Source organism: Pedobacter sp. Bi126 (assembly GCF_918698245.1).
Classification (GTDB): Bacteria; Bacteroidota; Bacteroidia; order Sphingobacteriales; family Sphingobacteriaceae; genus Pedobacter.
Window position 1 is genome coordinate 510,327 of record NZ_CAKKMS010000001.1, and the last position, 25,135, is coordinate 535,461.

Below are 25,135 nucleotides of genomic sequence, written 5' to 3' on the forward strand. Positions count from 1 at the left end.
ACTAAATTAATTTTAAAATAAACATAATTACACTGCGTAAGCTTACAATCATTACAATAATCCCCACGGCAACCATAATGGTTTTTGCAGATATTTTGTTCGATACTTTTGCGGCAATTGGTGATGCGATTGCACTACCGATAATCAAGCCCACAACAGCTTCCCAGTGTTTGCCACCTAACATGGTAAAAAAGGTAAGCGAACTTAAGGTGGCGATAAAAAAGCGGCTGATTTTTACCGTACCCAAAGAAAACAATGGATGCCTGCCACCTGCAATTAAGCTTGATAATACGATTGAACCCCAGCCACCACCAAAGGCAGCATCGATAAAACCACCAACAAAGCCCAATAAACCAATTTTTTTAATTTTTTGATCAGCTTTTTTTCTTTTTACATTAAAAGCTTTCATTAAAATGACTCCACCTAAAAACAAGGTATAAACCGCCACGATAGGCTTAACATAAGCACTATAATGCTCTAATGAAGAAAGGATATAGGCACCTAAAACTGCTCCGATTATGGCAGGAAGGATTAAAATTTTGAATAATTTCCAGTTTACGTTACCCATACGGTAATGCATCCAGCCTGCAATTCCATTGCTCATTACCTCAGAAATGTGGATGGCCATACTTGCCGATGCAGGAGGTAAACCCATCGCTAATGAGAACGACGCAGTAGTAACACCATAAGACATGCCAATTGCACCATCAATTAATGCGAACACAAATCCCGCGCCTAAGAACCAATAGAATAGTGGATCTATATGGATTAAAAAAGCCTGAAATTCTGGTTCGGTATTCCACAAAGAAAACCCGATAGCACCAATTAGTAAAACTGAGGCCGCCCAGATTAGCCATTTAATATTTTGTTCGGCAAAACTTTTTTTAGGGTTAATTAAACTTTGGGTAACCTTATTCAGTTTTTTAACCTTTGCAGAAAAATCGCCATTTAAAGTTTGGCGCAAAGCGCTCATGTTCTGCAAGGTTTCATCCAGTTCCGCAGGTAAACCTTCGTTTAAAATCTGCTTTAAACGTTTGGCTATGGTTGGCGATTTGCCGTTTGTAGAAATGGCAATCTTTAAATCACCTTTTTGAACAATCGATCCCAGATAGAAATCGCACAGTTCAGGCTTATCTGCCACATTGATCAAGAGGCCACGCTCATGCGTCACCTTTCTGATCTCTTCATTTAAAATATTGTTATTGGTTGCCGCGAAAACGATGTCAATGTCATTCAGATCATCTACATCGAAGCATTTCTGTTTAACTTTTATCAGCGGATAATTTGCGATAAGCGCATAAACTTCTGGTGATATCAACTCTGCAACAATCGTAATGGTGGCACTATGGCTATTATTTACGATCGCAGTTAATTTCTCGAGCCCAATATTTCCTGCACCAATTAATAATGTACGCAGCTTATTCAGCTTTACAAAAACTGGAAAGAGCTGGTTACCTTTTTCTTCTTCAGAAAAAGATGCTGCATTATCAGGTTGGTTAGGCAATACTTGCATATTGTTTAATTAATTTCTTAAATGATGGATGTAATGATACAACTTCTCCAAAAATTAATAAAGCAGGTGCCTTAATATTTTCTTGTTGCACTAAACCTTCTATGGTTTCAACCACGCCAACAACCAATCTTTCATCTTCTGCCGATCCGTTCTGAACCACTGCGGTTGGTAAATGGTGTTTACCTGCGGCTTTAAAAATCTCCACAATTTTAGGTAATTTTTTAAGTCCCATCAGTACCACAACAGTTGCATTCGAATGTGCAGCCTGGTAAATATCTGCCGAAACTTCTCCAGAAGTGGTTGTTCCGGTAATTACCCAAAAGCTTTCGCTCATGCCGCGGTGTGTAACCGGAATCTGTTGCAAACCTGGTACACCGATAGAACTCGAAATACCCGGAATTACACTTACCGGAATGCTGTATGAAGCTGCGTAATCCAACTCTTCATATCCTCTGCCAAAAACGAACGGATCGCCACCTTTTAAACGCACTACGTGACCGTAGTTTAAAGCATAATCGATCATTAATTTATTGATGGTATCCTGAGGATAAGAATGCTCACCTGAACGTTTTCCTACATAAACTTTAATGGCTTCTGCCGGAGCATGTTCCAATAAAGCTTCGTTGGTTAATGCATCGTACAAAACCACATCAGCAGTTTGCAAAGCTTTAACTCCTTTCAATGTCAATAAATCAGGATCTCCAGGACCTGCACCTAAAAGGGTTATTTTTGATTCTTTATTTTGATTAACCATGTTCTTTTTAATTATTGAATTTTGAATGACTAGATGAAGAGTTGTTTGGCGCGTGGCGTTTAACGTCTACGGTTCTCAAATCTCATTTCTATTGTCTCAAATCTCATTTCGCCAATACCGCCCTTTTTTCCTTAATCTGATTTAAGAATTGATTTGCTTCTTCAAAATATTTCTGAGCAAACTCAGCAGTCGGTTCATTTTTATTGATCTGTAAAACCAGGTCAGAGAAATTGGTCGATAAATTAAATTCTCCAGTTTCTACGTAATGGTTATCAAATTCGCGGATCACACCTACCTGTGTGCTGCTGTTTACGCCTTTATCTAACAGTAACGATTTTGCAGCGCTTACAAAAGTGCTGTAAGTATGATAAATGGCATCGGCATAAGCACCTTTATCTAAGTTTTGCTTTGCCCAATCAAATTTTTCATCGGCTTCTAATAACAGAGTAGCCACTAAATCGATCACTACCCCGGCACACTCGCCAACACCAATTGCCGTAACAAATTCTTCTACATGCCCCCAATCTACAAATTCTTCTGTTTTAAGATTGGTTAAATCGGCCAATGGTTTTAGCAACTGATAAAAATGATCTTTACCTTTTCTATCATAATATTGGTGAAAGTTCTCATCCTCCAGGTTATTGGCTTTAAAATCATTTAAAATGAAGTGTAAAACACTTGTTGCTCTTTTAGAAGGCACTTTAATTACGCGTTCTGCTACTCTACCCACACCATTACCTACAGTACCACCGCCTAACATCACTTGAACTGCCGGAACAACTTTTCCTTCAGCTTTTACCGAACTTCCGTGGAAACCAATCTCAGCCAAACCATGCTGACCGCAGGAGTTCATACATCCACTGATTTTGATCTTGATGTTTTTCTCGTAGATAAACTCAGGGAAATCGGTATAAATTACCTCTTCTAAAACTTCGGCCAAGGTCATTGAGTTCGAAATACCCAAATTACAGGTATCGGTACCAGGACAAGTGGTAATATCGGCTAAACTATCAAAACCTGCCGTAGTAAAGCCAATTTTATTTAAGGCCGAATATAAAGAAGGCAATGCTTCTTTGCGTACAAATTTTAACAGCAAGCCTTGGTTTTGGGTAATCCTGATTTCATCGGCCACATATAACCTGATGGCATCTACAAAAGCTCTTGCTTTATCTGTTTTGATATCGCCTACCTGAACTTTTACATAAACGCCATAAAACCCAGCCTGTTTCTGCTCAACTACGTTAGTGGCTAACCAATGTTTGTAGTGGGCTTCGTTTAATATTTCTACCGCAGGATACTCTTGCGCTAAAGGCAAAGTTGGCTGAGGTACAGTATTAATATCTATTTTAAAGGTTTTTACTTTGTTGGCAATACGCTCTTCGGCAACCAAACGTAAAACTTCTTCTAAACCTAATTTCTGAACCAGGTATTTTAAACGGGCTTTGTTGCGATTGGTACGTTCGCCATAACGATCGAATACGCGAAGAACAGATTCTGTAAACGGAATCAATTGATCTTCAGGCAAGAATTCGTGTACCGCATTGGCCAAAAATGGCTGTGCACCTAAACCACCTGCAAACAAAACTTTAAATCCGCGCTCGCCATTTTCGTTAATTTTAGGAATAAAACCTAAATCGTGAATGTAGCTAAAGGCAGTATCTCTATCGCTCGAAGAAAATGAAATTTTAATCTTTCTTCCCATTTCCTGACAGATCGGGTTACGCAAAAAGTACGCAAATACCGCTTGCGCATAAGGCGAAACATCAAAAGGTTCATCAGCATCTATTCCAGAATTTGGAGATGCCGTTACATTACGTACCGTATTTCCACAAGCCTCGCGAAGCGTAATGTCATCCTGCTCTAATTTAGCCCAAAGCTCTGGAGTACGGTCTAAACTCACATAGTGAATCTGAATGTCCTGACGGGTGGTTAGGTGTAAGTTCCCACTTCCATACTCATCAGCAATATCTGCAATGCGCAACAACTGCTTAAAAGTTACCTTACCAAAAGGCAATTTAATACGCACCATTTGTACGCCAGGTTGTCTTTGACCGTAAACACCGCGTGCTAAACGGAGGCTTCTAAACTTTTCGTCGTGGATCGTTCCATCTCTAAAAGCTTTAATCTTATTCTCTAAATCGATAATGTCCTGCTCGACAATCGGATTTTCGAGTTCTGTTCTGAAACTTTGCATATGTGTTGTTAGCTTTATTCAAAAAATGCTTCCCTATTACCGAGAAGCATTCCATATTTTATACTTAAAATTATCTGTAGGCTCCTATTACTGCGTTTTACAACAACATATTATCTGCATAGCGATTAATTTGTTAGGTATAAAATTGAAATTCATATGCCAAATATATAAAGTATATAGGAATAGTCGTAATTTATTATGAAAAAATTTACGATATCCTGTTAAAACCATGTAAGGTCGTCATTTCTAGCGGAGTGTAACGCAGTCGAAAACCATGAAGTGCTCAGCCAAGCTAAATCTGCAATGTTAAATCACTTAATCAAACGGGACTAAAAACCGTCAATTGATAACTGGCAACCGAAAGTTGCCAACTGAAGAATAAAAACGGCTAAACTGCTAACTAAAGACTGCGAATTGAAAACTGCTAACTGATTTGGGCGTTCCCCAAGCTACGCAAGGGTCGGGCTTTGCAGGGCTGCGCTTCGCTTCGGTACCGATGAAAAATCGGTACTGAACCCTTACAATCCCTAACGCGGAAGCAAGACCTCGCAGGTTTCGAAAACCTGCGAGGTCTGCCCCCGATTATGCTACTCTCTCTGTTAAATAAACCCGATTGAAGTGAACATTCCGATCCTTTATCGGAATAAAACGGAAAGCGGGACTGAAAACCACTATGAAAAACTGAACTTTCATTTCCCCCCAAAAAAAAATCCCAAACTCAATAAAATGAATTTTAGGATTAATATTTTAAAATCTGCCATGTGTTAGACATATCTTCATAGATGCTGAAACAAGTTCAGCATGACGGATTGGGCCACGTGAAAATAAATATTATAAATTAACGATACCGATTTTCAGATTATCCTCTCTACCAATTACATCAGCAATGCTGGTTTCGGTTAAAACCTTAAGGGTAGCATCTCTAACATCGATAAAGGCGCTTCTGATTCCGCATGTTTTTTCGTCTACACATTCATCACATTTGTGGTAAAAGTTTAAACTTGCACAGGGAACCATGGCAATAGGCCCATCCGTTACACGCATTACGTGTACCAATAAAATCTCTTCAGGTTTTTTGTTTAAGCTATAGCCGCCGCCTGCACCTTTTTTACTGTATAAAAAACCAGCGTTACGAAGATCGAGCAGAATTTGCTCCAGGAATTTTTTCGGGATATGCTCCTCCTCTGCAATTTTCGAAATCTGCATTGGTGGTTTATCTAAATTTTTACCAAGCGCAACAAGCGCTTTAATGGCATACTTTGTTTTTTTGGATAGCATATTCGCACAAAGCTAATAAAAGAAAGTAAATTATAAAATACGCAACAGGAAGTTGATTTTAATTCAACATACTATGATATTTATAAATATAATGCATAATAACGATAATGCTTTAATCAAAGCAGCGTAAAAATAACCACGACACAAAACAGAACAACATTTATCGGCGTTTAAAATCTATTTTTACCTACACGCTGAATTACAGATTTCAATAATGAAAAGAAAACTCAATCTATTGCCGCTCATCATAGTTGCAATCATATTTTTTGCCCTTAACGCTTATGTTTTATCGGGCCTGGGTACCATTAATCAATCTACCTGGCTCAGTCCTATTTTCTGGGTCGTTATTGTAGGTTTGACATTTGCGCTGTTATACGCAATTCAGCAAATGCGAATTCAAGGCATAAACCGATTTTTTCAGATCATCAGTCATGCTTTTTTAATCATCTTTACCGCAGAGCTCGTGTTCGCTTTTTTCCTCCTGCTCGGTGATGTTTACCGCTTACTTTTAGGTTTATCGACTAATTTCCAGCCCGAAGGTTTCCACATGTTAGGCCGCAGCAATTACTGGGTCGATTTTGCATTTGTGATGTTCTGTTTAACCATTGCCTTATTCGCTTATGGCATTACTCAAGGAAAATATGCCTACCGCGTAATTAAACATACTTTGTATTTTGATGATCTGCCTGCAAGTTTTGATGGTTTTACCTTAACACAGATCTCTGATGTACATGCCGGAAGTTTTACCAATCCTAAAGCCGTGCAAAAAGGGATTGATATGATTAATGCCCAAAAGAGCGATTTATTTGTTTTTACCGGAGATCTGGTGAACAATGCTTCTTCGGAGATTGTGCCCTATATTGGCCATTTCTCTCAGATTAAAGCCCCTTTCGGACAATTTTCTGTTCTGGGTAACCATGATTATGGCGATTATATTAAATGGCCTACGGAAGCCGATAAAATACAGAATCTGAATCAGTTAAAAGCTTACCATAAAGAACTTGGTTTTAAGCTATTATTGGATGAACATGTAGAATTGCATAAAAACGGCGCGAAAATAATACTCGCCGGAATAGAAAACTGGGGAATCGGTTTTGGAGAACGTGGAGACTTAAACAAAGCCTTGCAAAACACTAATGTCGATGATTTTAAAATCCTGTTATCGCACGATCCTTCGCATTGGGATGCGCAGGTAAAAAATTATCCTTCAAAAATCCAACTTTCATTGGCAGGTCATACGCATGGTATGCAGTTTGGTATCGAAGCTTTTGGCATTAAATGGAGTCCGGTGAAATACCGTTATAAACATTGGGCGGGTATTAAAACCGAAAATGGAAGATACCTTAATGTAAACAGAGGCTTCGGTTTCCTGGGTTTTTCAGGCCGGATTGGGATCTGGCCAGAGATTACGGTGATAGAATTGAAGAGGAAGTAAAAGTAGTATCGTCATTGCGAGAAGGCTTTTTCAGCCGACGAAGCAATCTTAATGCGCTCGCTAATAGCTATTGTTGTAAGATTGCTTCGTCGTTCCTCCTCGCAATGACGATTTAGCTTAAAAACTAATAATTAAGCGTATACGTTAAATTATACGTACGGCCGCGGCCTGCATAATAAAAAGTTTCTGGTTTTGCCAAAGCCTGATACAACAATACCGAACGCTGGCTCCAAATTGTTTGGTAATTTTTGTTCAACAGGTTTTGTACACCAAATGATAAACTTCCGGTAAATAATTTCACTGAGCCCAATAAATCAACAGTAGTGAAACCTTTCAACTCATTTTGCACCACAACATTTCCAACTGTAGCATAACCTTTCGAATCAAATGAGTGGAAAGCCTGTGCCTTTATTCCAAAAACTTTTCCGTTATAACCCAGATAACCCGCAATTTTTGATGGACTTGCAACAGTTACATCCTGTAATGACCAGGTACCATCAGCATTTTGTTTCTGTGTTTTAATGTACAAACCATTTACACCAGCTTCGAAACCATTTTTCAGGTTTAATGATAATGAACCTTCAACACCTAAATTCCTTACATTTTCATCAAAAACTTCGATGTTGAATGTACTATTGGTTTTTACATTTTTATCAGATAAGGCATAAAAACCAGCAACCTGTGCATTAAATACACCTGTGCGGTAGCGGTAACCGGCTTCGTACTGTTCTGTTTTTATACCGGTTAAGGGAGAACTTCCAACATTGATCGAGTTGCCTAAATTATAGTTGTTGCCTACCAAGGTATAAGTGCCCTGTCCGTAATATTTTGCCGGATCTGCCAGGTTAAACCCTTGCGAGAAATTAAGCCATGCTTGTTGAGCTGCATTGATTTTAAATACCAAACCACCGTTTAATAAATTCACATCGTAATGGTTTTCACCACCAGCAATGGCCGTAGCTGTTCTACCTACACCATAAGCCAAAGGTACAGCAGCAGCGGTGCCTACAAAATCGCCAACTTTAACAAACATACGTTGCTGACGTACACCTCCCGACAGGCTTAAAAAGTCGGCTACTTTAACCTGTGCCTGTAAAAAACCTGATAAACCATTTACCCTGAAATTAGGATAACGGGCAATTGTAGCTATAATGGTGTTATTTAAACCACCAGATGCAAAGGCCTTTGTTCTATCGAACAGGGCTTGCTGTGCATTAAAATTTTCATTATCGGCATCAATACCATACGTAAGGTTCAGTCTGTTCCAGTCTTTGTTCAATACCAGTTTTAAAGCGCTGTAGTTTGTATTTTGGATGGATGAACCACTGTAAAGTCGCTGCGGTATTGCCGCTTGGCCTGGGAATGGGTGAAAGCTAAATTGTTCGTTTCTTGCCGCTGCCTGTACATAAAGTGTTTGCCCACCCAGGATATCGCTAGCCTGATAATTGGCATTTATATTGGCTCTGCTTGTTTTTGGATCAACATCTGATGAGTAGCCATTTCTCATTTCTAAAAGCGCTGGATTTGATAATAATCCACCATAATTTGCACCCAGGAAAAGGTCTTTATCGCCACGGTAACCCGAATTGTAATATTGACCATTCACCGATAGTTTTTGATATTCAGTCAATTTAAATTCGGTACTTGCGAAAAAATCGAACGATTGGTTATATTGTAAATCGGTTTGTGTAATATCGGTAAAAATCTGTTTTCCATCTGCGCCATAAGCTGCATTGTTTTTTTGGAAAGCAATGCCAATGCGTCCGTTCCAATCTTTGCTCCCACCAGAAATAGCTTGTGCTACACGTACATCATGATCACTTTTTTCTTTTAAACCGCTGCGTACACCAACTTGTGTAGTGAAACTTGGCTGACTGTCCTGTCCTTTTTTAGTAATGATGTTGATAATCCCCCCTGTTGCACCACCACCATAAACTGCACTTGCTCCAGATAAAACCTCAATACGCTCGATGTTGAAAGGATCTATCGATTCAAACTGACGGCTTACACCACGGGTACTGTTTAATGATACACCATCAATCATTACTAATGCATCTCTGCCACGCTGGTTTTGTCCGTAGTTGGTACGTCCTTCCGGACCGGCATCTAAACTTGGAATTAATTGTGCCAAGGTTTGCTTAAGTGGAATCCCTGCCCTGGCCTGTTCCTGAATTTTAGCACCATCTACCACCCAAACGGTACCCGGTATTTCACTGATTTTAGTCGGTTTGCGTGACGATACCACGACCACTTCCTGCATGTTTGATGTAGGACTTAAGTTAAGGGTTAAGTTAACTGTTTGATTTTTAGCCAAACTCACTTTTTGTAATATGGTGGTATAACCTACATAACTCACCTGTAATTTGTAAGATCCTTCAGTTAGTTTCAGCTCGAAACTACCGTCGGCACCTGTTGTAGCTGAGGCATCTTTACCTTCAACTTTAATATTTGCTCCTGCAAGCGGTGCCGTTTCCCCAATTACCTTTCCGGTAACGGTTTGTGCTTTACCGTTTAAGATAAATCCACAGATTAAGATTGCAATTAAGTATAGATTTTTCATTAATGATTATTATTTTTTTGCGCAAAGCAATCATTTATTTAGATCAAATCCAAATAAATAAATTAAAATTTTATAAGCGATTCTCCTAAAACGTTTAAGCAACCCTACATAACAGACTTATCAACAGAATGTTAAAAATATTTAAAATATTATTTTTAATCAATCTAAATAAAAATATACCTTAGCAATCAAAATTATTGCCCGAAGCACACGCTTTTTTTAAGCGCTAATATTCCATTAATAATGAAAATTTAGACCTGTAACGCCCCTATAATTATTGCCTTAAAACCTAACCTTTTGAAAAATTAAAAAACTAATGTTAACATCAGACCTCGAAAAACATGAACTTATTGATTTCCTTACGGAAAGTCCGACGAAGGAAATCTTTCACCACGAAAATGAAGCAGAGTACCTGCATGCAATAGGAAAAGTTACCCAGGCGGTAAAAAAATTCCTCAACACCAATCAACAGCCTTTTAGTGGGATATCGCCGTCGAAATTAAGGCCGCTGTTTGATTCGATCGAATTTGAAAAAACGCACGACAATTACGATGCTTTGCTTAAAGAAGTTGAACAGCTTTACACCAGTCATGCGGTTGCCTTTCACCACCCAGCTTACATTGCACACTTAAACTGTCCGATTGTGATTCCCGCAGTAGCTGCCGAGGTCATGATTTCGGCCATCAACTCGTCAATCGATACCTGGGACCAAAGTGCAGGCGGTACACTAATCGAGCAAAAGCTGATCGAATGGACCTGCGACCAGATCGGTTACAACAAAAAAGCGGATGGTATTTTTACCAGCGGGGGCACCCAGAGCAATTTAATGGGGCTTTTATTGGCCCGCGATCATTATTCCATCACGGCACTAAACCACAACATTAAAGTAGATGGATTGCCCCAAGAAGCAGCTCGTTTCAGGATTTTTGTTTCTGAAAAAGCGCACTTCAGTATTCAGAAAAATGCTTCCCTTTTAGGTTTAGGCGAAAAATCGGTAATCAAGATCAAAACCGACCGCAGCTTTAGGATGAATACCGTTTTATTGGAAGACGCCATTAAACGGGAAATTAATCAGGGCAACATTCCTATTGCCATTGTAGGCACAGCAGGAACTACCGATTTCGGAAATGTTGATCCACTGAAAGAACTTGCTTCTATCTGCAAAAAATACAACACCTGGTTTCACATCGATGCCGCTTATGGCTGTGGCTTACTGCTAACAGATAAGTACCGCAGTTTGTTGAATGGGATCGAACTGGCCCATTCGGTTACGGTTGATTACCATAAATCTTTCTTCCAGCCGGTAAGCAGCAGCGGTTTCCTGGTGCGCGATAAAAACTTTTTCAACCTGATTACGCACCATGCCGATTATTTAAATCCAAAAGATCATGATGAGGATGGTTTACCCAATCAGGTAAACAAGTCGATACAAACCACCCGGCGCTTTGATGCTTTAAAACTCTGGTTTACACTAAGGATGATGGGCAGGAACAAATTGGGTGGTTATTTTGACACCATTATCGAAACCGCAGCCAAAATTGCTGATCTGTTACATTCAGATAGTGATTTTGAGCTAATGAACGAATCAGATATCAGTGCATTGGTTTTCCGTTACCGACCAAAAAACGTGCGCTTAGATGTTTGTGCCATGAACCAGTACATCAAAAAAGCGATGTTTAATCAAGGGAAGGCATTGGTTGCCGGCACCAAGATTAACCAGCAATTCTACCTCAAATTTACCCTACTTAACCCGCTTACTACCATCAGCGATATTGAAAACATTATTAAAATCATTAAAAAACATGGAAACGAATACTTTAGACTCAATCAGGCTTCAGCAGATTTCAGAAGAAACTAACTTTAATGCACTCCTAAATAGTTATTGCAGAGAATTTAACAACTGGAGCCGTTATATAGGCATACCTAAATATGATGAGTCTTTAGCAAACTATTTGACTACCACTACCGATCGCCTGCACATCCGGTTCGATTTTACGGCCATTGGTTTCGAAGTATATGCACCTTTAAAATTTTATGCAGACAGTGGCAGGCACGTATTTAATTTTCCGATAATCGAACGTGATGTTGCTACAGATGTCATCAGCCCGATCAGCATTTACAGGTTTATGGAATTGGCCATCCAGTTCAGTGCTGAAGAATTTCCTGATGTTGATGCTAATCTGGTAAAGCAACGTTTAGCCAACAGTGTGGAAAATCTTGAAGCATTTTTATCGTTCTTCAAACAGAATGGCAGGCCTGCAAATTTTGCTAAAATGAATTTTATTGAGGCAGAGCAATCCTTGTTTTTAGGTCACAATGCACATCCACTTCCAAAAGGGAGATCTGGCTTTAACAGTAAAAAAGAGCTTTTTAAATATTCACCAGAAACACAGGGGCGTTTCCAGCTGGCCTATTTCCTGATCTCTGCAGAAAATATTGTGGAGAAAAACGCGGAAGGTTTTGACATGACTGATCTTTTCAGAATTGAATTGCTAGATAGCGATCATGATGAAATCATTCATTTACTGGATCAACATCCAGACCATAAAGTGGTGCCCATGCACCCCTGGGAGGCCGAATACCTGCTTAGCCTCCCTACAGTAAAAGCGATGCAGGAAGAAAAGCTTCTATTCTATCTTGGGCATTTTGGAGAATTCTATACACCAACATCTTCAGTAAGGACGGTTTACAATGCATCGAGCGATTGGATGCTTAAATTTTCGTTACACGTAAAAATAACCAACTCGCAAAGGGTTAACCTGGTTAGAGAGCTTCACCGTGGCTATGATGTAAGTAAACTTTTAAAAACCGAATACGGCAAAGCGGCCAAAGCCGAGTTCCCTGAAATTGAATTCATTACCGACCCTGCATTTATCACCGTAAATTATAAAGGCGAAACCATTGATGGTTTCAACATCAGTATCAGGCATAATCCTTTTAAGGGAGAAGGAGCCGAAAAAAATGTAACGCTTTTGGCAGCGCTTTGTCAGGATGCTTTACTGGGCCAAAAACCAAGAATTGTAAACATCATTGAAGAAGCAGCGATCAGCAAAAACAAAACGGTTGCTCATACAGCTGTAAATTGGTTTAAACAATACCTGCACCTTTGTGTTGCACCGATTGTTGGGCTTTACAACAATTTTGGGATGGCTTTTGAGTTCCATCAGCAAAATGTGATGGTAGAACTGGGTAAAGATTATTATCCTGCCAAACTTTATTTCAGGGATAATCAGGGCTTTTTCTTTAGTGATGCCAAAGCCGAGGTATTGGAAAAAGCATCTCCTGGTATTGCTGCAGAAAGTGGTTCGATTGTACCGAACGAATACATTATCCCTAAGCTCACTTATTATCTGCTCATCAATAATATATTAGGTGTGGTAAATGCCATTGCAAGCAACAATCTCGCCGATGAAAAAACCTTGATCGATCTCGTTTACCTGGAGTTTAAACAATTCGAAAACACCGATACTACAGGTTTAGTCGATTATATCATCAACCGTCGCAGCTGGGAGGTAAAAGGTAACCTGTTAACCAACCTCTGCAATATCGACGAGGCCAGTGCCCCAATTGATAATCCAGCTATTTACCGTGAGTTTCCGAATCCTTTATCTAAATATTTCTTCTCTGAAAATCTGATTAAGCCAAAAACCAAGGAGGTGCTCTACAGCAGGTTTTTCCCTAAAGAAAATGTAACAATCAATATCCGGCCGTTTAATATCGACCGCGATCTGGAAATGGTTCACGATTGGTTTAACCAGGAACATGCAAAACCGATCTGGAAGATGGATGGACCGATCAGAGGTTTAGAACTATTCTATAGAACTTTATTGCCAAACGATTCATCGCACAGCTTTATTGGCGAGATAAATGGCGAACCCACCTTTACCATAGAGCCTTACTGGCCTATGCGCGATGGTGTAGGTGCATGCTACGAAGCTTTAACGACCGATTATGGTGCACATTTACTGATTGCGCCAACAGATAAAGATAAAAAATTCAGTTTCGAAACTGGTCAGGCATTAATGGATTTCATTTTCGAACAACCTGAAGTAGGTAAATGTATTGGTGAAGCAGCTGTTGAAAGCCGTGCGATGCACATTTTTGTAACCAGATTGGGCTTCAAATTGGAGAAAGTGATCCAGATGCCTTACAAAATGGCCAATCTTACCTTTTGTCACCGCAATTGGTATTGGGAAAAATTCCCTGAGGCGAAGGCATACGCCATGGCTAAATCATCAGAATTTGAAACGGAGGAAATTTAAATGCAGAATCAAAAAATATACGACATTGTAGGAATCGGTATAGGCCCGTTCAATCTGGGTTTAGCTGCATTGTGTGCCCCTATCAGTAGCTTAACGACTTTATTTTTGGATCAGGCGAGCGAATTTAACTGGCACCCTGGCATGATGTTGAGCGATGCCACTTTACAGGTTCCATTTATGGCCGATCTGGTAACCATGGCCGATCCAACCAGTCCATACAGCTTTTTAAACTATCTTAAACAAACAGATCGCCTGTATAAATTCTATATCAGAGAAGATTTTTTTGTATTACGTAAGGAATATAATGCTTATTGTAAATGGACGATTAATCACCTGCAAAACTGCCATTTCGGACAGAAAGTAACCCGTGTAAATTACGTTGATGGTGTTTATCAGGTAGAAAAAGTCGATCAATCAAGCGGAATCAGCGAGACCATTTTCACTAAAAAAATAGTACTCGGAACGGGAACTGCACCAAAAGTACCTAATTTTATTAGGCCGGCTGAGCATAAGAATGCCATACATTCTTCAGCATATTTAAGGTTTAAATCTACGCTGCTGAAGCAAAAAACCGTAACGATAATTGGCTCAGGACAAAGTGCTGCAGAGATTTTTTACGATTTATTGCCTGAAACCGAAAATGGATTGAAATTAAAATGGTTTACCCGACCTGATCGCTTTTTCCCGATGGAGTATTCGAAATTAACACTGGAGCTCACCTCACCCGAATATGTAGACCACTTTTATAACCTGAGTGATGCCAAACGTAAACAGCTTTTAGGAAAACAAAATTCGCTGTTTAAAGGCATAAACTTCGAACTGATTAACCAGATTTTTGATAAACTGTACGAATTGAGTGTTGATGGCGAAAAGGTAAATGCAGAATTGATGCCGAACTGTCAACTGAACAATTTAACAGTAAACACCGACGGCAAATATCAGCTCGATTTTTATCATACTGAAAGCGAAAAGGATTTTGCGGTTGAAACAGACTGTGTGGTATTGGCGACTGGCTACAAATATAACGAGCCAAGCTTCTTATCAGGAATAAACGATCGCATCATACGCAATGCCGACGGACTTTTTCAGGTACACCGCAACTATGCTATTGATGTAAACGGAAACGAAATTTTTGTTCAAAATGTAGAACTGCACACCCACGGTTTCGTAACACCTGATTTGGGCATGGGTGCCTATCGCAATGCATCCATTATCAATGCCATTTTAGGCTTCGAAATTTACAAGATAGAAAAACGCATTGCTTTTCAGCAGTTTAGCGTACCAGATGAAATACAGGAAAATGAATTGTCTAACGCCGAACTGCAATTATCTGAAGATTAAATTAATTCAGGTCTGTCACGTTGAGCCTGTCGAAACGCTTAAAAAAGATTTAATCTGTCCTTCGAAAGGCTCTCCGTAGGAGTCCTATGGACAGGATGACAATCAATTATAAACTACTGGTTGGTCGGGATTTGTAATCCCGATCATAGAAAGCCAGATTTGAAATCCGGGGCACGAAAAGTCCAGATTACAAATCTGGACTAATACAAAAAATTATATACCATGAACTACAACAATTTCAATCACATAAGCCCCTTAAATAAAGAAATCTGGGATAAAGTAAACCGCAATTATATTGCAAAATCGATCGTAGAGTTGATGCACGAAAAATTAGCTGAACCAACGCTGATCAATACAGATAAACAAGGAAATTCTGATTTTCGTCTTGCCACAGATGCTGAAGGCATTTATTATACCTTTTCGGGGCAGCAACGTGCTTTAGATTATCTACATATAGATAAACAGAGCATCAAAAAATTTGTAAATGGTGACAGTGTAGCCGTAAACAACGCTCCTGCCTTTTACACCGAACTGCAACAAACTTTTGGCATTAAACCATTTACTTTGGCTCATTTTGTTGAAGAAACCCTAAATACCTTATACGCCGATGCTTACATTCATCAAAAAGGCAGATTAACCGCTGATGAATTAGCCAATGCTGATTACCAAACCATCGAGCATCAAATGGATGGGCATCCCTGGGCCACCATTAACAAAGGACGGATCGGCTTTAACCATAGCGATCAAGGCAAATACGCGCCAGAAGCTGCTCAAAAAACGCAATTGGCTTGGTTAGCGGTACATAAAACAAGAGCAGAATTTAAAAGTATCGAAAGTATTTCTTCATTTTCTTTTTATAATGAAGAACTCAGCTTAAAGCAGGTTCACGATTTTAATCAGGTATTAATTCAACAGCAGTTACAGCCTGAAGATTATTTCTTTATCCCTGTGCACGAATGGCAGTGGAACAATAAAATCGTATTACAACTGGCACACGATATTGCGCATAATTTAATCGTGCCTGTCGGTTTAGGCAATGATGAATACATGTGCCAAAACAGTATACGTACCTTCTTTAACGTAAGTGAGCCTAAAAAACATTATGTAAAAACGGCTATTTCTATTTTAAACACCTCCATTTTCAGGGGACTTTCACCTAAAAAGCTGGCTATTGCACCAAAAGTAACCCAGTGGGCAAAAGACATGCTTCAGGGCGATGAGTATTTAAAACAGACCCGTGTGGTGCTTTTGGGTGAAGTGGCTACTGTAGCCTATACCCATCCACAATACAGTAAAATACCGGATTCTCCATATCAATATCAGGAATTTTTAGGGGCGATTTGGCGTGAGAGTGCCGAAAATTATTTGCTGGAAAGCGAAAACATCATGACCATGGCGAGTCTGCTTTATGTAGACGACAATGGAAAAAGCATGGTTGAGGCTTTGATAGAAAAATCTGGCCTGGATGCAGAAAGCTGGTTAAATGCCTATCTGTCTGCATATTTAAAACCTGTCTTAAGGATTTTTTACAAACATGCTTTTTTCTTTAGTCCGCATGGCGAAAACACCATTTTGGTAATGAAAAACGGCGTACCAGAGCGCATTATTATTAAAGATTTTGTTGAAGAAATTGTATTAACAGAAGAATCGAAAGCGAAATTACCAAATGATCTGGTAGATGTTTTAAGGGAGATTGATGATGAATTAGCCCCTTTATTTATCCTCTCAGGGATATTCGATGCGGTATTTAGATACCTCAGTAACATTTTTCATAGTTATGTTGGCTTGGATGAAAAACAGTTCTGGCGTCAGGTAGCAGATGTAATTTTAGAATTTCAACAGGAAAACCTAGAATTGGCTCCGAAATTCGAAAAATTTGACCTGTTTGTGCCCGAATTTATCAGGGTATGCATTAATCGGGTAAGGTTGTTAACCCATGGTTATAGCGAAAGCACTGATGTTCCGGTTCCTGAATTGATTGGAACGTTAGTTAACCCTGCAGCAGAGGCTTTGAAAGAAGATATGCTGGCGTAATGTGAAGTCAGATGTTTTTATCTGAATTTCGTAAATCAAAATGTTTACTAAAGTTAATTCGTTTCAGTGTCAGATGGTAACATCTGACACCACGAAAGATAAATCGTCATTGCGAGGCACGAAGCAATCTTACAACGATATCGCTACTAGCGGCCGCATTAAGATTGCTTCGTCGGCTGAAAAAGCCTTCTCGCAATGACGATCTAATCATTTTAAACTATAAAAATAGTTTATATTGATAAAATCATTATCTTGCTTTATAAATCTTTAGCATGAAAACATTAGTATTTATCTTTTTATCAACACTTTTATTAGAAACCCCAACGATTGAAAAAGATCGTGATCGATGGAAGCCTTATTATACAGATACTGCTCCAGCAAAAACAGCTGATAACTGGTTTCTTCCTTTTGATGTAGCTAACCGTAAGAAAATAAACAACATTAAAATCATCAGCATTTTTGGCGATCATAGAGATAGTTATGTTAAAGGTCACATCCACACGGCTATTGATATTAATCCTGCACAACCTAAAGCGAAACTGGTTAATGTTTATGCCATGGCCAATGGAATAGTATGCTCTGTCCATTTAGGTGAAAACCAACGTACAGTTGTGCTAAAACATAAATTACCAAATGGTTTAACCATGTTTACCACCTATAAACACCTAAAAGAAGTTTATGTAAGCAATGGCCAGAATGTTGACCAAAACACCAAACTGGCCAGGTTATTTACGCCTCAGGAAAGTAAAAAATATGGGGGCGATTACCATCATCTTCATTTAGAGATCAGAAAAAAATTTGATGATTATGGCTGTGCAAGCTGGCTAACTTTTAATAATAAACAACTGAACGAACGGTTTTATAACCCTCAGGTATTTATAAAAGAACATATCAAATAGCGTTGTAAAATAAAAAACGCGCATTTCCGAATACTTCGAAAATGCGCTACGAGAATTAAAATAAGTGGTTATAAATATTGTTAACGTCAGAACAGAAATATCTGACGCAGCATTTAAATCTTAATACGTAAATTTAGGTTTCCCATTATCGCAGGTTACCCCTTTCGGTTGTATCACCAATGCACAATCAGAATACACACCGTATTTTTGATTATAATCAGCTTGTAGTTTGGTAAATTGTTCAACCTTTTTCAGAAAAGTGCTTTCATCTATTTTTACAGAATAAGCAATGTAACCTGATGCGCCTCCGCAAGCTTTAGATCCAATGGCGGTGAATTTCCATTCGCCGGCATTTTCACAGGTAAACTGCTGGGCTGATTTTTCAATGTCTTTATAAAGTCTATCCAACTCTGACGAATCAACATTTCGCATAGAATCTTCTCGGTCTTTACACGCCCACATCAAACTTATAATCAGTACAATTGAAGTTAAAATAAATAGCGTCCGTTTCATCGTTTGTTAATTTAATCTAAAACGGGAATTAAAATAAAAACGCTACATTCCTTAAGAATTCTTAAGACCTATGAGGTTTATCGGCAACATGCTTAGGAAACCTCATAGGTCAGGGAAGCTTTACAGTTAGTTTACCGGTGGAAAATTATAAGGTTTCCATGCACGAAGCACGCTCAGTTCTTTCTGTGTTTCTTCGCTTATGCCTACACCCCAGGTATTAAAAAATGGGACTAAATTTCTTTTTACCACATTAGAATACGTTTTAACCCATAAATCGCGTTTTTGCTGATCGTTTAACCTGCCTATACTTGGTCCGATTTTTTGATATTCTTTAAAAAACGCTTTAAAACTTTCCCATCCAAAACCTTCCTGCATCTGGCGGAACATGATCAGGCCTAAAAAGGCATCACCCTTCCATTTTTCATAACTCGCACCTTCGGCAAAATATTTTTTCATCATCTTTTGCGTATTTGCACTTGATACGCCGGTATGCGAATCGTCCCGTCCGCCCATTAACCTATCGAACATATAAATTGAAAAGAAGTTATTGCTCACTTCGGTAGTGCCACCAAAAACCCAGTTCAGATTTTGCATGTTGTGACCAATTTCGTGGAAAAAGCCCCAATTTGCACCTCCCTTACTTGGTTTCATCAGCAACTCAGGGTTGGCCATAATTTCGTTAGAGAGCATCTTTCTGGATGGTGAATGGTGAATCATGATCGGATAACCGCTATGCATGTATCCTCCGCCAATATGCTCATCGGGCACCATCCGTTGAGCCCTATAAAACGGCGCTGGCATATTTGCCAGATCTAATTCTCCAAGTACAACTAAATCCCATAGTTTTAATACTTCATCAGGATTTTTGATGGTTTGCAATACACTATCAGGCAAAGTTAAAATCACATTTTCAGTGGCCATCTCGCCCCAAGGTGCTTTATTGTTTTTTAATTGGTTCTCCCAATCACTTTGCGTGCTTTTGCCCAGCACAAAAAGTGGAGCTGCAACAGCATGGCTAATTTTGAAATCAATTTTTCTACTTTCGGCCTTAGGTTTAATATTAATGTAGATCAGTCCACCGAAAGGCGACGCTAATCTGTTTTTACCAATTACCAATTGCTGTTTCTTGGTTATAATCGGCATCCTGCGCCAATCTTCCTTGCCTGCTACCCAATAGTTTAAGCGATCGCTATGTGCACCGATCTGAACTTCAAGCTCGTTTACATTGGTGTTTTTAGGTACATCAACTTCTATATACTCGCCAGCTTTTGCATATAAACCTGTACTGTACATGGTAGCATTATCGTAACCAGAGTAGCCTAGGGTTGACACGATAGACACTAAACTATCGGCCATTTTTTTATGTTCGATGCTTACCGTTTTACTTATAAACTGAAAACCAGTCTTTACCGTACCTGGAAAGACATCAGCTGATGGTTGTGCTTTGATATTCTTATAATCGGTGCTTTTTAAAGTTTCATCACTCCATTTCGCAATGGCTTTTCTAAATGCCGTGTCGCTTTTGGAAAGCGTGTGTTGTGGTGTAATGACAATTGTTGCGGGATCTTTAGCTACATCTTGGGCAAAGGTGCTTAAGCATGCTGCTACTAATGCAAGGGATAATAGTGATTTCATTTGTGTTTGGTTTGTTGTTCTTTAAGAATTATACTTTTTTTAAGCGGAAAACCTTCGTTTCGTGAGCAGTTACTTCACCATTCCACTTGTTATTTTTGCCAATTACTTTATGTTGCCATAAATCTTTGATCTCGTATTTACCAGTCAGGCCTAATTCGGCAAAGTTTATTTTTGCATTTTGGGCAGCTGTCGATTTATTTAAAATTGCTATGGCGAAATCTCCATTGGCTAAAGGACGGACAAAAACATCCCAGATATCAGTTTTGATTTTTCTTTCGGCCTGTTTGCCCAAAACATCCTGGTTTAATGCAATTACTTCTTCGTTTGTAAAAATGGTTTTTGCTTCATTATCCATTTTACGGATATCGCAACTCGCATATAATGGCGAATTAAGCATACTGTATAAACTCATTTGGCTTTGATATTCAGCTTGGGTACAACCTTTGCCATTAAAGGCCGATGATGGGCCTTTTGTGCCATGTAAACCCGCAACCAACATATCTCCATCGTTCCATTTACCTGGGCCAGAAAAACTTGCCAATCCTGCTGTTTTATCTACCACATTGTAAATGCCTACTCCTCCCTTACCTTCTACATCATTCCATTTATCTCTGATATCGTAAGTGGTACGCCAGCTCTGTCCGCCAACCTGTGCACCCCAGTTCCAAGGTTCGCGTGGACCCCACTCGCAGATTCCCAATACAATTTCTCTACCCGATTTGCGTAGCGCCTGAGCTATTTTACCATAACGGGCTTTAGCAGTTTCAACATCTTCTGGGGCATTGCAATAGTCGTATTTTAAATAATCTATTCCCCATGAAGCAAAAGTTTTAGCATCCTGATCTTCGAAATTTAAACTTGCAGTGTAGCCACCACAGGTTAAAGGAGCAGCATCAGAATAGATACCCAATTTCATCCCTTTGTTATGCAGGTAATCGGCCAGGGCTTTAATGCCTGAAGGAAATTTCTTAGGATCGGCAATGATTTTGTTTTTATTATCGCGGCCGCCTTGCCAACAATCATCTAAAAAAATATACTGATAGCCTGCTTTCACCATCCCACTGGTAACCATTGCATCGGCCATTTCTTTAATATCTTTTTCGTTCGGATTTTCGGACATGATGTTCCAGCTCATCCAGCCCATTGGTGGTGTAGCAGCTAATTTTGATTCCTGTGCAAAGCTGATTTGAGCAAACAACAACAAGCTAAAGCAGATTTTGATAAGTTTCATTTTATTTTGGTTAGGTAATGTTAGTTTGATTACAAAAAAACGGTCGTCATTCTCACGAAGGTGAGAATCTTAATGCTTTTGGTTTAAGATTCCCAATACGGTTGGGAATGACGAACCGCCTATATTTTCATCCAATATTTTTTTAATAACCTTTGACAGCTTATTTAATCGGTTTGATATAATAGCTGTACTGGTAATCTTTAAATGGAATCTGGTACTGAATTAACGGCATAGATCCCCAACTATCAATCCCCTGAACACCTAGTTGTTGCATATCCATGTGTACATAAATCTGGTTACGTTTTACCAGTTCGCCAGAGTGATATTGTTTTTTCTCGGCCTCCGGATCTAAATCTTCCACCGAATATGGCAATGCATTAAAACTCAATAACTGATCGGCAAATTCGAAACGTAAGCCCTTACCTGCTTTATTGGTAAAAGTTACCCAACGTACATCGGTTTTATTACCACTTTCCTGTGGACGTGCATAAGGAAAATACTGATCTGCAACCGTTGATTTATAAGTACCGATTAATGAAGCCGTTTTTCTATCTACATAATTTTCGCCCGGCCCACGACCATACCATTGGATATTGCTGTAATCATTTTTTAGCTGCAGATCGTTACCGATACGCATTAAACTTTTGTAGTTGCCCTTTACGGCTTTAAATTGGGTTTCAACTTTAACCGTACCATCAGGTAAAACTTCAAACTTCTGTGTGGTTTCTGCATCTCCATTTAATAAGGAAGATGTAATGGTAATTTTAGCAGTTAAGTTATCAGCACTTACAACAGTTTTCTTTATAATTGTTCTATTTTCATCATAAACATTGCGCCACATACGCAATTTGGTGTTTAAGCCTGCACCAATATCATTATCAGTTGGTGCACGGTAAAAGCCTGGTTGAGGACCTTTCGCCAAAACCTCTTGTCCATTAATGAGATAACTGCTTAATAGACCTTTTGTTAAATCAAAACTTACAGAAAAGTTATTTCCACTTACCGTAATTTTTTCTGGCGTTTTATCAACCTTTAAAGATTTCTTGTTACTGCTATAAACATTGGCCTTTGGCGTCCCGGCCAGTGCAATCTGCTCGTAGGCAATTTCATACCCTTTTTCTAAAAAGGGTTCAGCTGTTTTTAAGCGGTAGCGAACGTTTAAGAAATATTCTTTACCTGCCGCATAATTCGTTTTAAATGGTAAGCTTAACAGCTGCGTTTGACGTGCACCAACGTTCAGGTTACTTACCACTCCACTCTGAATCACTTTTCCATCTTCTACCAATTCCCAGTTTAACTGTACATTGCTGATATCTTTAAAGAAATAGCTGTTGTTTACATTAATCTGGTTGGTACCGTTAAAAGTAGTTTTGATATATTGATGCACTTTTTTTAATTCTACTGCCATTGGTGTCATGCCACGATAGGCGGTAACCACACCTTTTACGCAGAAATCGTTATCGCTAAAGTTTTCGTCAACCGGACCACTTAGCGGAAAATCACCACCATAAGCCATAATGCGTTTACCGTTTTTAACGGTATCGATCGCTTGGTCTATCCACTCCCAAACAAAACCGCCCTGTAGTTTAGGATTGTTCTCTATGGCATCCCAATATTCTTTAAAATTACCCAGACTGTTACCCATAATATGCGCATACTCACTCATAATAAACGGCCGCGTTTCTTTATCCTGTTTCGAATAGCGCGGCAGATAGTTTGGCGAAGGGTATTGCGGAACAATCATATCGGTATTGAAATCACTCTCAGCCCTTTCGTACTGCACCGGGCGGAAATCTTTTCCTTTAAGCCATTGATAAGCCTCGTAAAAGTTAACACCGTTACCCGCTTCATTACCTAAGGACCAGGTAATGACCGATGCATGGTTTTTATCACGCTCGTACATCCTGGTAATGCGCTCAAGATGAGGAATACGCCATTGTTTATCATTGGCAAAAGTAGTTTCCAAACTATAATAACGGCCATGCGATTCGATATTGGCTTCGTCGATTACGTACAAACCGTATTCATCACAAAGTTCCATCCAATAAGGATCTGGTGGATAATGAGAATGACGAACTGCATTTACATTCAGTTTTTTCATCATTTCCATATCTTTCTCCATATCGGAATGGGTTAAAGTATGGCCTTGAGTGGCATTGTGTTCGTGTCTGTTTACACCTTTTAAAAATACACGTTTACCATTAACCAATAAATCGCTTCCTTTAATTTCTACCGAACGGAAACCCACTCGTTGTGGAATTACTTCGATTATTTTATTGTTTTTGTCTTTTAAAGTGATGTAAAGCGTATATAAATAAGGAATTTCTGCCGACCAGTTTTTCACATTACTGATCTGTGTTTTAAATGAAAGATCGGTTTTATAATTGCCCAACACTTTTTGGATTGTGGTGGCATCTTTCCAAATGTTATTTCCTTTGGCATCAACTAAATCTAATGCTACATAAAAACTATCTGGGCGGCTATGGTTGGTGCGCTGATCTATTTTATAATTTTCAACCGCTAAGTCTACATTTAGTAATCCATTGGTGTAAGTGGCATCTAGATTCCCTACAACTTTAAAATCGCGGATAGCTAATTTTGGTGTAGAATATAAATAAACCTCACGTTCTATTCCCGATATGCGCCACATATCCTGGCATTCTAAATAGCTGCCATCGCTCCATCTGTAAACTTGTAGTGCAATGGTATTTTCTCCTGGCATAACATATTTGGTAATATCAAATTCAGCGGCCAGTTTACTATCTTCACTATACCCTACTTTTTTACCATTTACCCAAATATAAAAAGCAGATTTAACTGCACCTAAGCTGATAAACACCTGTCTACCGCTCCAGTTAGCCGGAATATTGATCTTCTTCCGGTACGAACCTACCGGATTATTATCGGCAGGAATATCGAATGGGGGATTCATTTTCGCACCGGTGAGTTGCCGGCCAGCAAACTCATACGGTTGGTTTACATAAATTGGGGTACCATAACCATTCACTTCCCAGTTGGCAGGTACTTTAAAATTATCCCAGCCTTTATCATCAAAATCGACCTTATAGAAATCTGTAGGTCTTTTACGTGGATCTTTTACCCAGTTAAACTTCCAGGTACCATTTAATGATAAAAAATATGCTGATTTTTCTTTGGCTCTTTTAGTTGCTAAATCTTGGTTTTCGAAAGCAAAAGCCGATGCCCGCATAGGCAAACGGTTTACCGAAACCACTTCGGGCGTTTGCAGTTCGGAGGGCAGATCTTGTGCACTGATTTGCCCGGTGATAAATAATGATGTAAATAAAATGGCTAATTTTCGCTTCATTCTGTGTGTATGATTTTGGTTTGCTGCTCCAAATTACTGATGATTAACTGATAATAATGAAATTGTTTTAGCGCAAACGTTTGAGTTTTAAATATGTTACGGAGGAGAGAAATTTATAAGGATAAACTGATGTCTTAGTATGCATTGCAAACACCTAAAAC

The 25,135-nt window shown here is 39.1% G+C and carries 15 protein-coding genes; 6 read left to right on the forward strand and 9 right to left on the reverse strand.

The annotated features are described in order from the left end of the window. Position 1 precedes the first annotated feature (1 nt). From LQ201_RS01935 to LQ201_RS01950, 4 genes are all read right to left on the reverse strand, one after another. Positions 2-1,513 carry a TSUP family transporter gene (locus LQ201_RS01935; protein WP_230143910.1) on the reverse strand — a complete coding sequence of 504 codons (1,512 nt, stop codon included), beginning with the start codon at positions 1,511-1,513 and terminating at the stop codon, positions 2-4. Next, on the reverse strand, positions 1,497-2,267 hold the full coding sequence (cobA, locus tag LQ201_RS01940; RefSeq protein WP_086545364.1) for a uroporphyrinogen-III C-methyltransferase: 771 nt from the start codon (positions 2,265-2,267) through the stop codon (positions 1,497-1,499). The genes LQ201_RS01935 and cobA overlap by 17 nt, the downstream gene beginning before the upstream one ends. A 103-nt stretch (positions 2,268-2,370) precedes the next feature. Beyond that, a complete protein-coding gene (locus LQ201_RS01945; protein WP_230143908.1) occupies positions 2,371-4,461 on the reverse strand; it encodes a HEPN domain-containing protein in 2,091 nt (696 codons plus the stop codon). A gap of 831 nt (positions 4,462-5,292) precedes the next feature. Beyond that, positions 5,293-5,739: an Rrf2 family transcriptional regulator gene (locus LQ201_RS01950; protein ID WP_029275042.1), complete on the reverse strand. Its 447-nt coding sequence runs from the start codon at positions 5,737-5,739 to the stop codon at positions 5,293-5,295. 214 nt (positions 5,740-5,953) lie between these two features. Here LQ201_RS01950 and LQ201_RS01955 point away from each other — a divergent pair, with 214 nt between their 5' ends. Then, complete coding sequence (locus LQ201_RS01955; RefSeq protein WP_230143906.1) at positions 5,954-7,174, forward strand: metallophosphoesterase; 1,221 nt, start codon at positions 5,954-5,956, stop codon at positions 7,172-7,174. Between the two features lie 124 nt (positions 7,175-7,298). On the opposite strand, the gene LQ201_RS01960 is transcribed toward LQ201_RS01955, so the two are convergent. Continuing rightward, positions 7,299-9,734, reverse strand: a complete 2,436-nt coding sequence (locus LQ201_RS01960; RefSeq protein ID WP_230143905.1) for a TonB-dependent receptor — start codon at positions 9,732-9,734, stop codon at positions 7,299-7,301. 316 nt (positions 9,735-10,050) lie between these two features. Here LQ201_RS01960 and LQ201_RS01965 point away from each other — a divergent pair, with 316 nt between their 5' ends. From LQ201_RS01965 to LQ201_RS01985, 5 genes are all read left to right on the forward strand, one after another. Next, positions 10,051-11,592, forward strand: coding sequence for an aspartate aminotransferase family protein (locus LQ201_RS01965; RefSeq protein WP_230143903.1), 1,542 nt, complete (start codon positions 10,051-10,053; stop codon positions 11,590-11,592). Next, a complete protein-coding gene (locus LQ201_RS01970; RefSeq protein WP_230143902.1) occupies positions 11,537-13,996 on the forward strand; it encodes a GNAT family N-acetyltransferase in 2,460 nt (819 codons plus the stop codon). The genes LQ201_RS01965 and LQ201_RS01970 overlap by 56 nt, the downstream gene beginning before the upstream one ends. Continuing rightward, the gene (locus LQ201_RS01975) at positions 13,997-15,337 is read left to right on the forward strand and encodes a lysine N(6)-hydroxylase/L-ornithine N(5)-oxygenase family protein (protein WP_230143901.1); all 1,341 of its coding nucleotides are present in this window, start codon (positions 13,997-13,999) and stop codon (positions 15,335-15,337) included. It abuts the gene before it with no gap. Between the two features lie 222 nt (positions 15,338-15,559). Further along, positions 15,560-17,371: an IucA/IucC family siderophore biosynthesis protein gene (locus tag LQ201_RS01980; protein ID WP_230143900.1), complete on the forward strand. Its 1,812-nt coding sequence runs from the start codon at positions 15,560-15,562 to the stop codon at positions 17,369-17,371. Positions 17,372-17,643: 272 nt separating this feature from the next. Next, positions 17,644-18,270, forward strand: a complete 627-nt coding sequence (locus LQ201_RS01985; protein ID WP_230143899.1) for a M23 family metallopeptidase — start codon at positions 17,644-17,646, stop codon at positions 18,268-18,270. A 120-nt stretch (positions 18,271-18,390) separates the two neighbouring features. Here the strand turns inward: LQ201_RS01985 and LQ201_RS01990 are convergent, their stop codons facing one another. The 4 genes from LQ201_RS01990 to LQ201_RS02005 form a co-directional block, all read right to left on the reverse strand. After that, positions 18,391-18,783 carry a hypothetical protein gene (locus LQ201_RS01990; protein ID WP_230143898.1) on the reverse strand — a complete coding sequence of 131 codons (393 nt, stop codon included), beginning with the start codon at positions 18,781-18,783 and terminating at the stop codon, positions 18,391-18,393. A 126-nt stretch (positions 18,784-18,909) separates the two neighbouring features. Next, positions 18,910-20,418 carry a M60 family metallopeptidase gene (locus LQ201_RS01995; RefSeq protein WP_230143897.1) on the reverse strand — a complete coding sequence of 503 codons (1,509 nt, stop codon included), beginning with the start codon at positions 20,416-20,418 and terminating at the stop codon, positions 18,910-18,912. A gap of 28 nt (positions 20,419-20,446) precedes the next feature. Continuing rightward, a complete protein-coding gene (locus LQ201_RS02000) occupies positions 20,447-21,649 on the reverse strand; it encodes a glycoside hydrolase family 27 protein (protein ID WP_230143896.1) in 1,203 nt (400 codons plus the stop codon). A gap of 160 nt (positions 21,650-21,809) precedes the next feature. Beyond that, a complete protein-coding gene (locus LQ201_RS02005; RefSeq protein WP_230143895.1) occupies positions 21,810-24,974 on the reverse strand; it encodes a glycoside hydrolase family 2 TIM barrel-domain containing protein in 3,165 nt (1,054 codons plus the stop codon). Between the last annotated feature and the right edge of the window lie 161 nt (positions 24,975-25,135).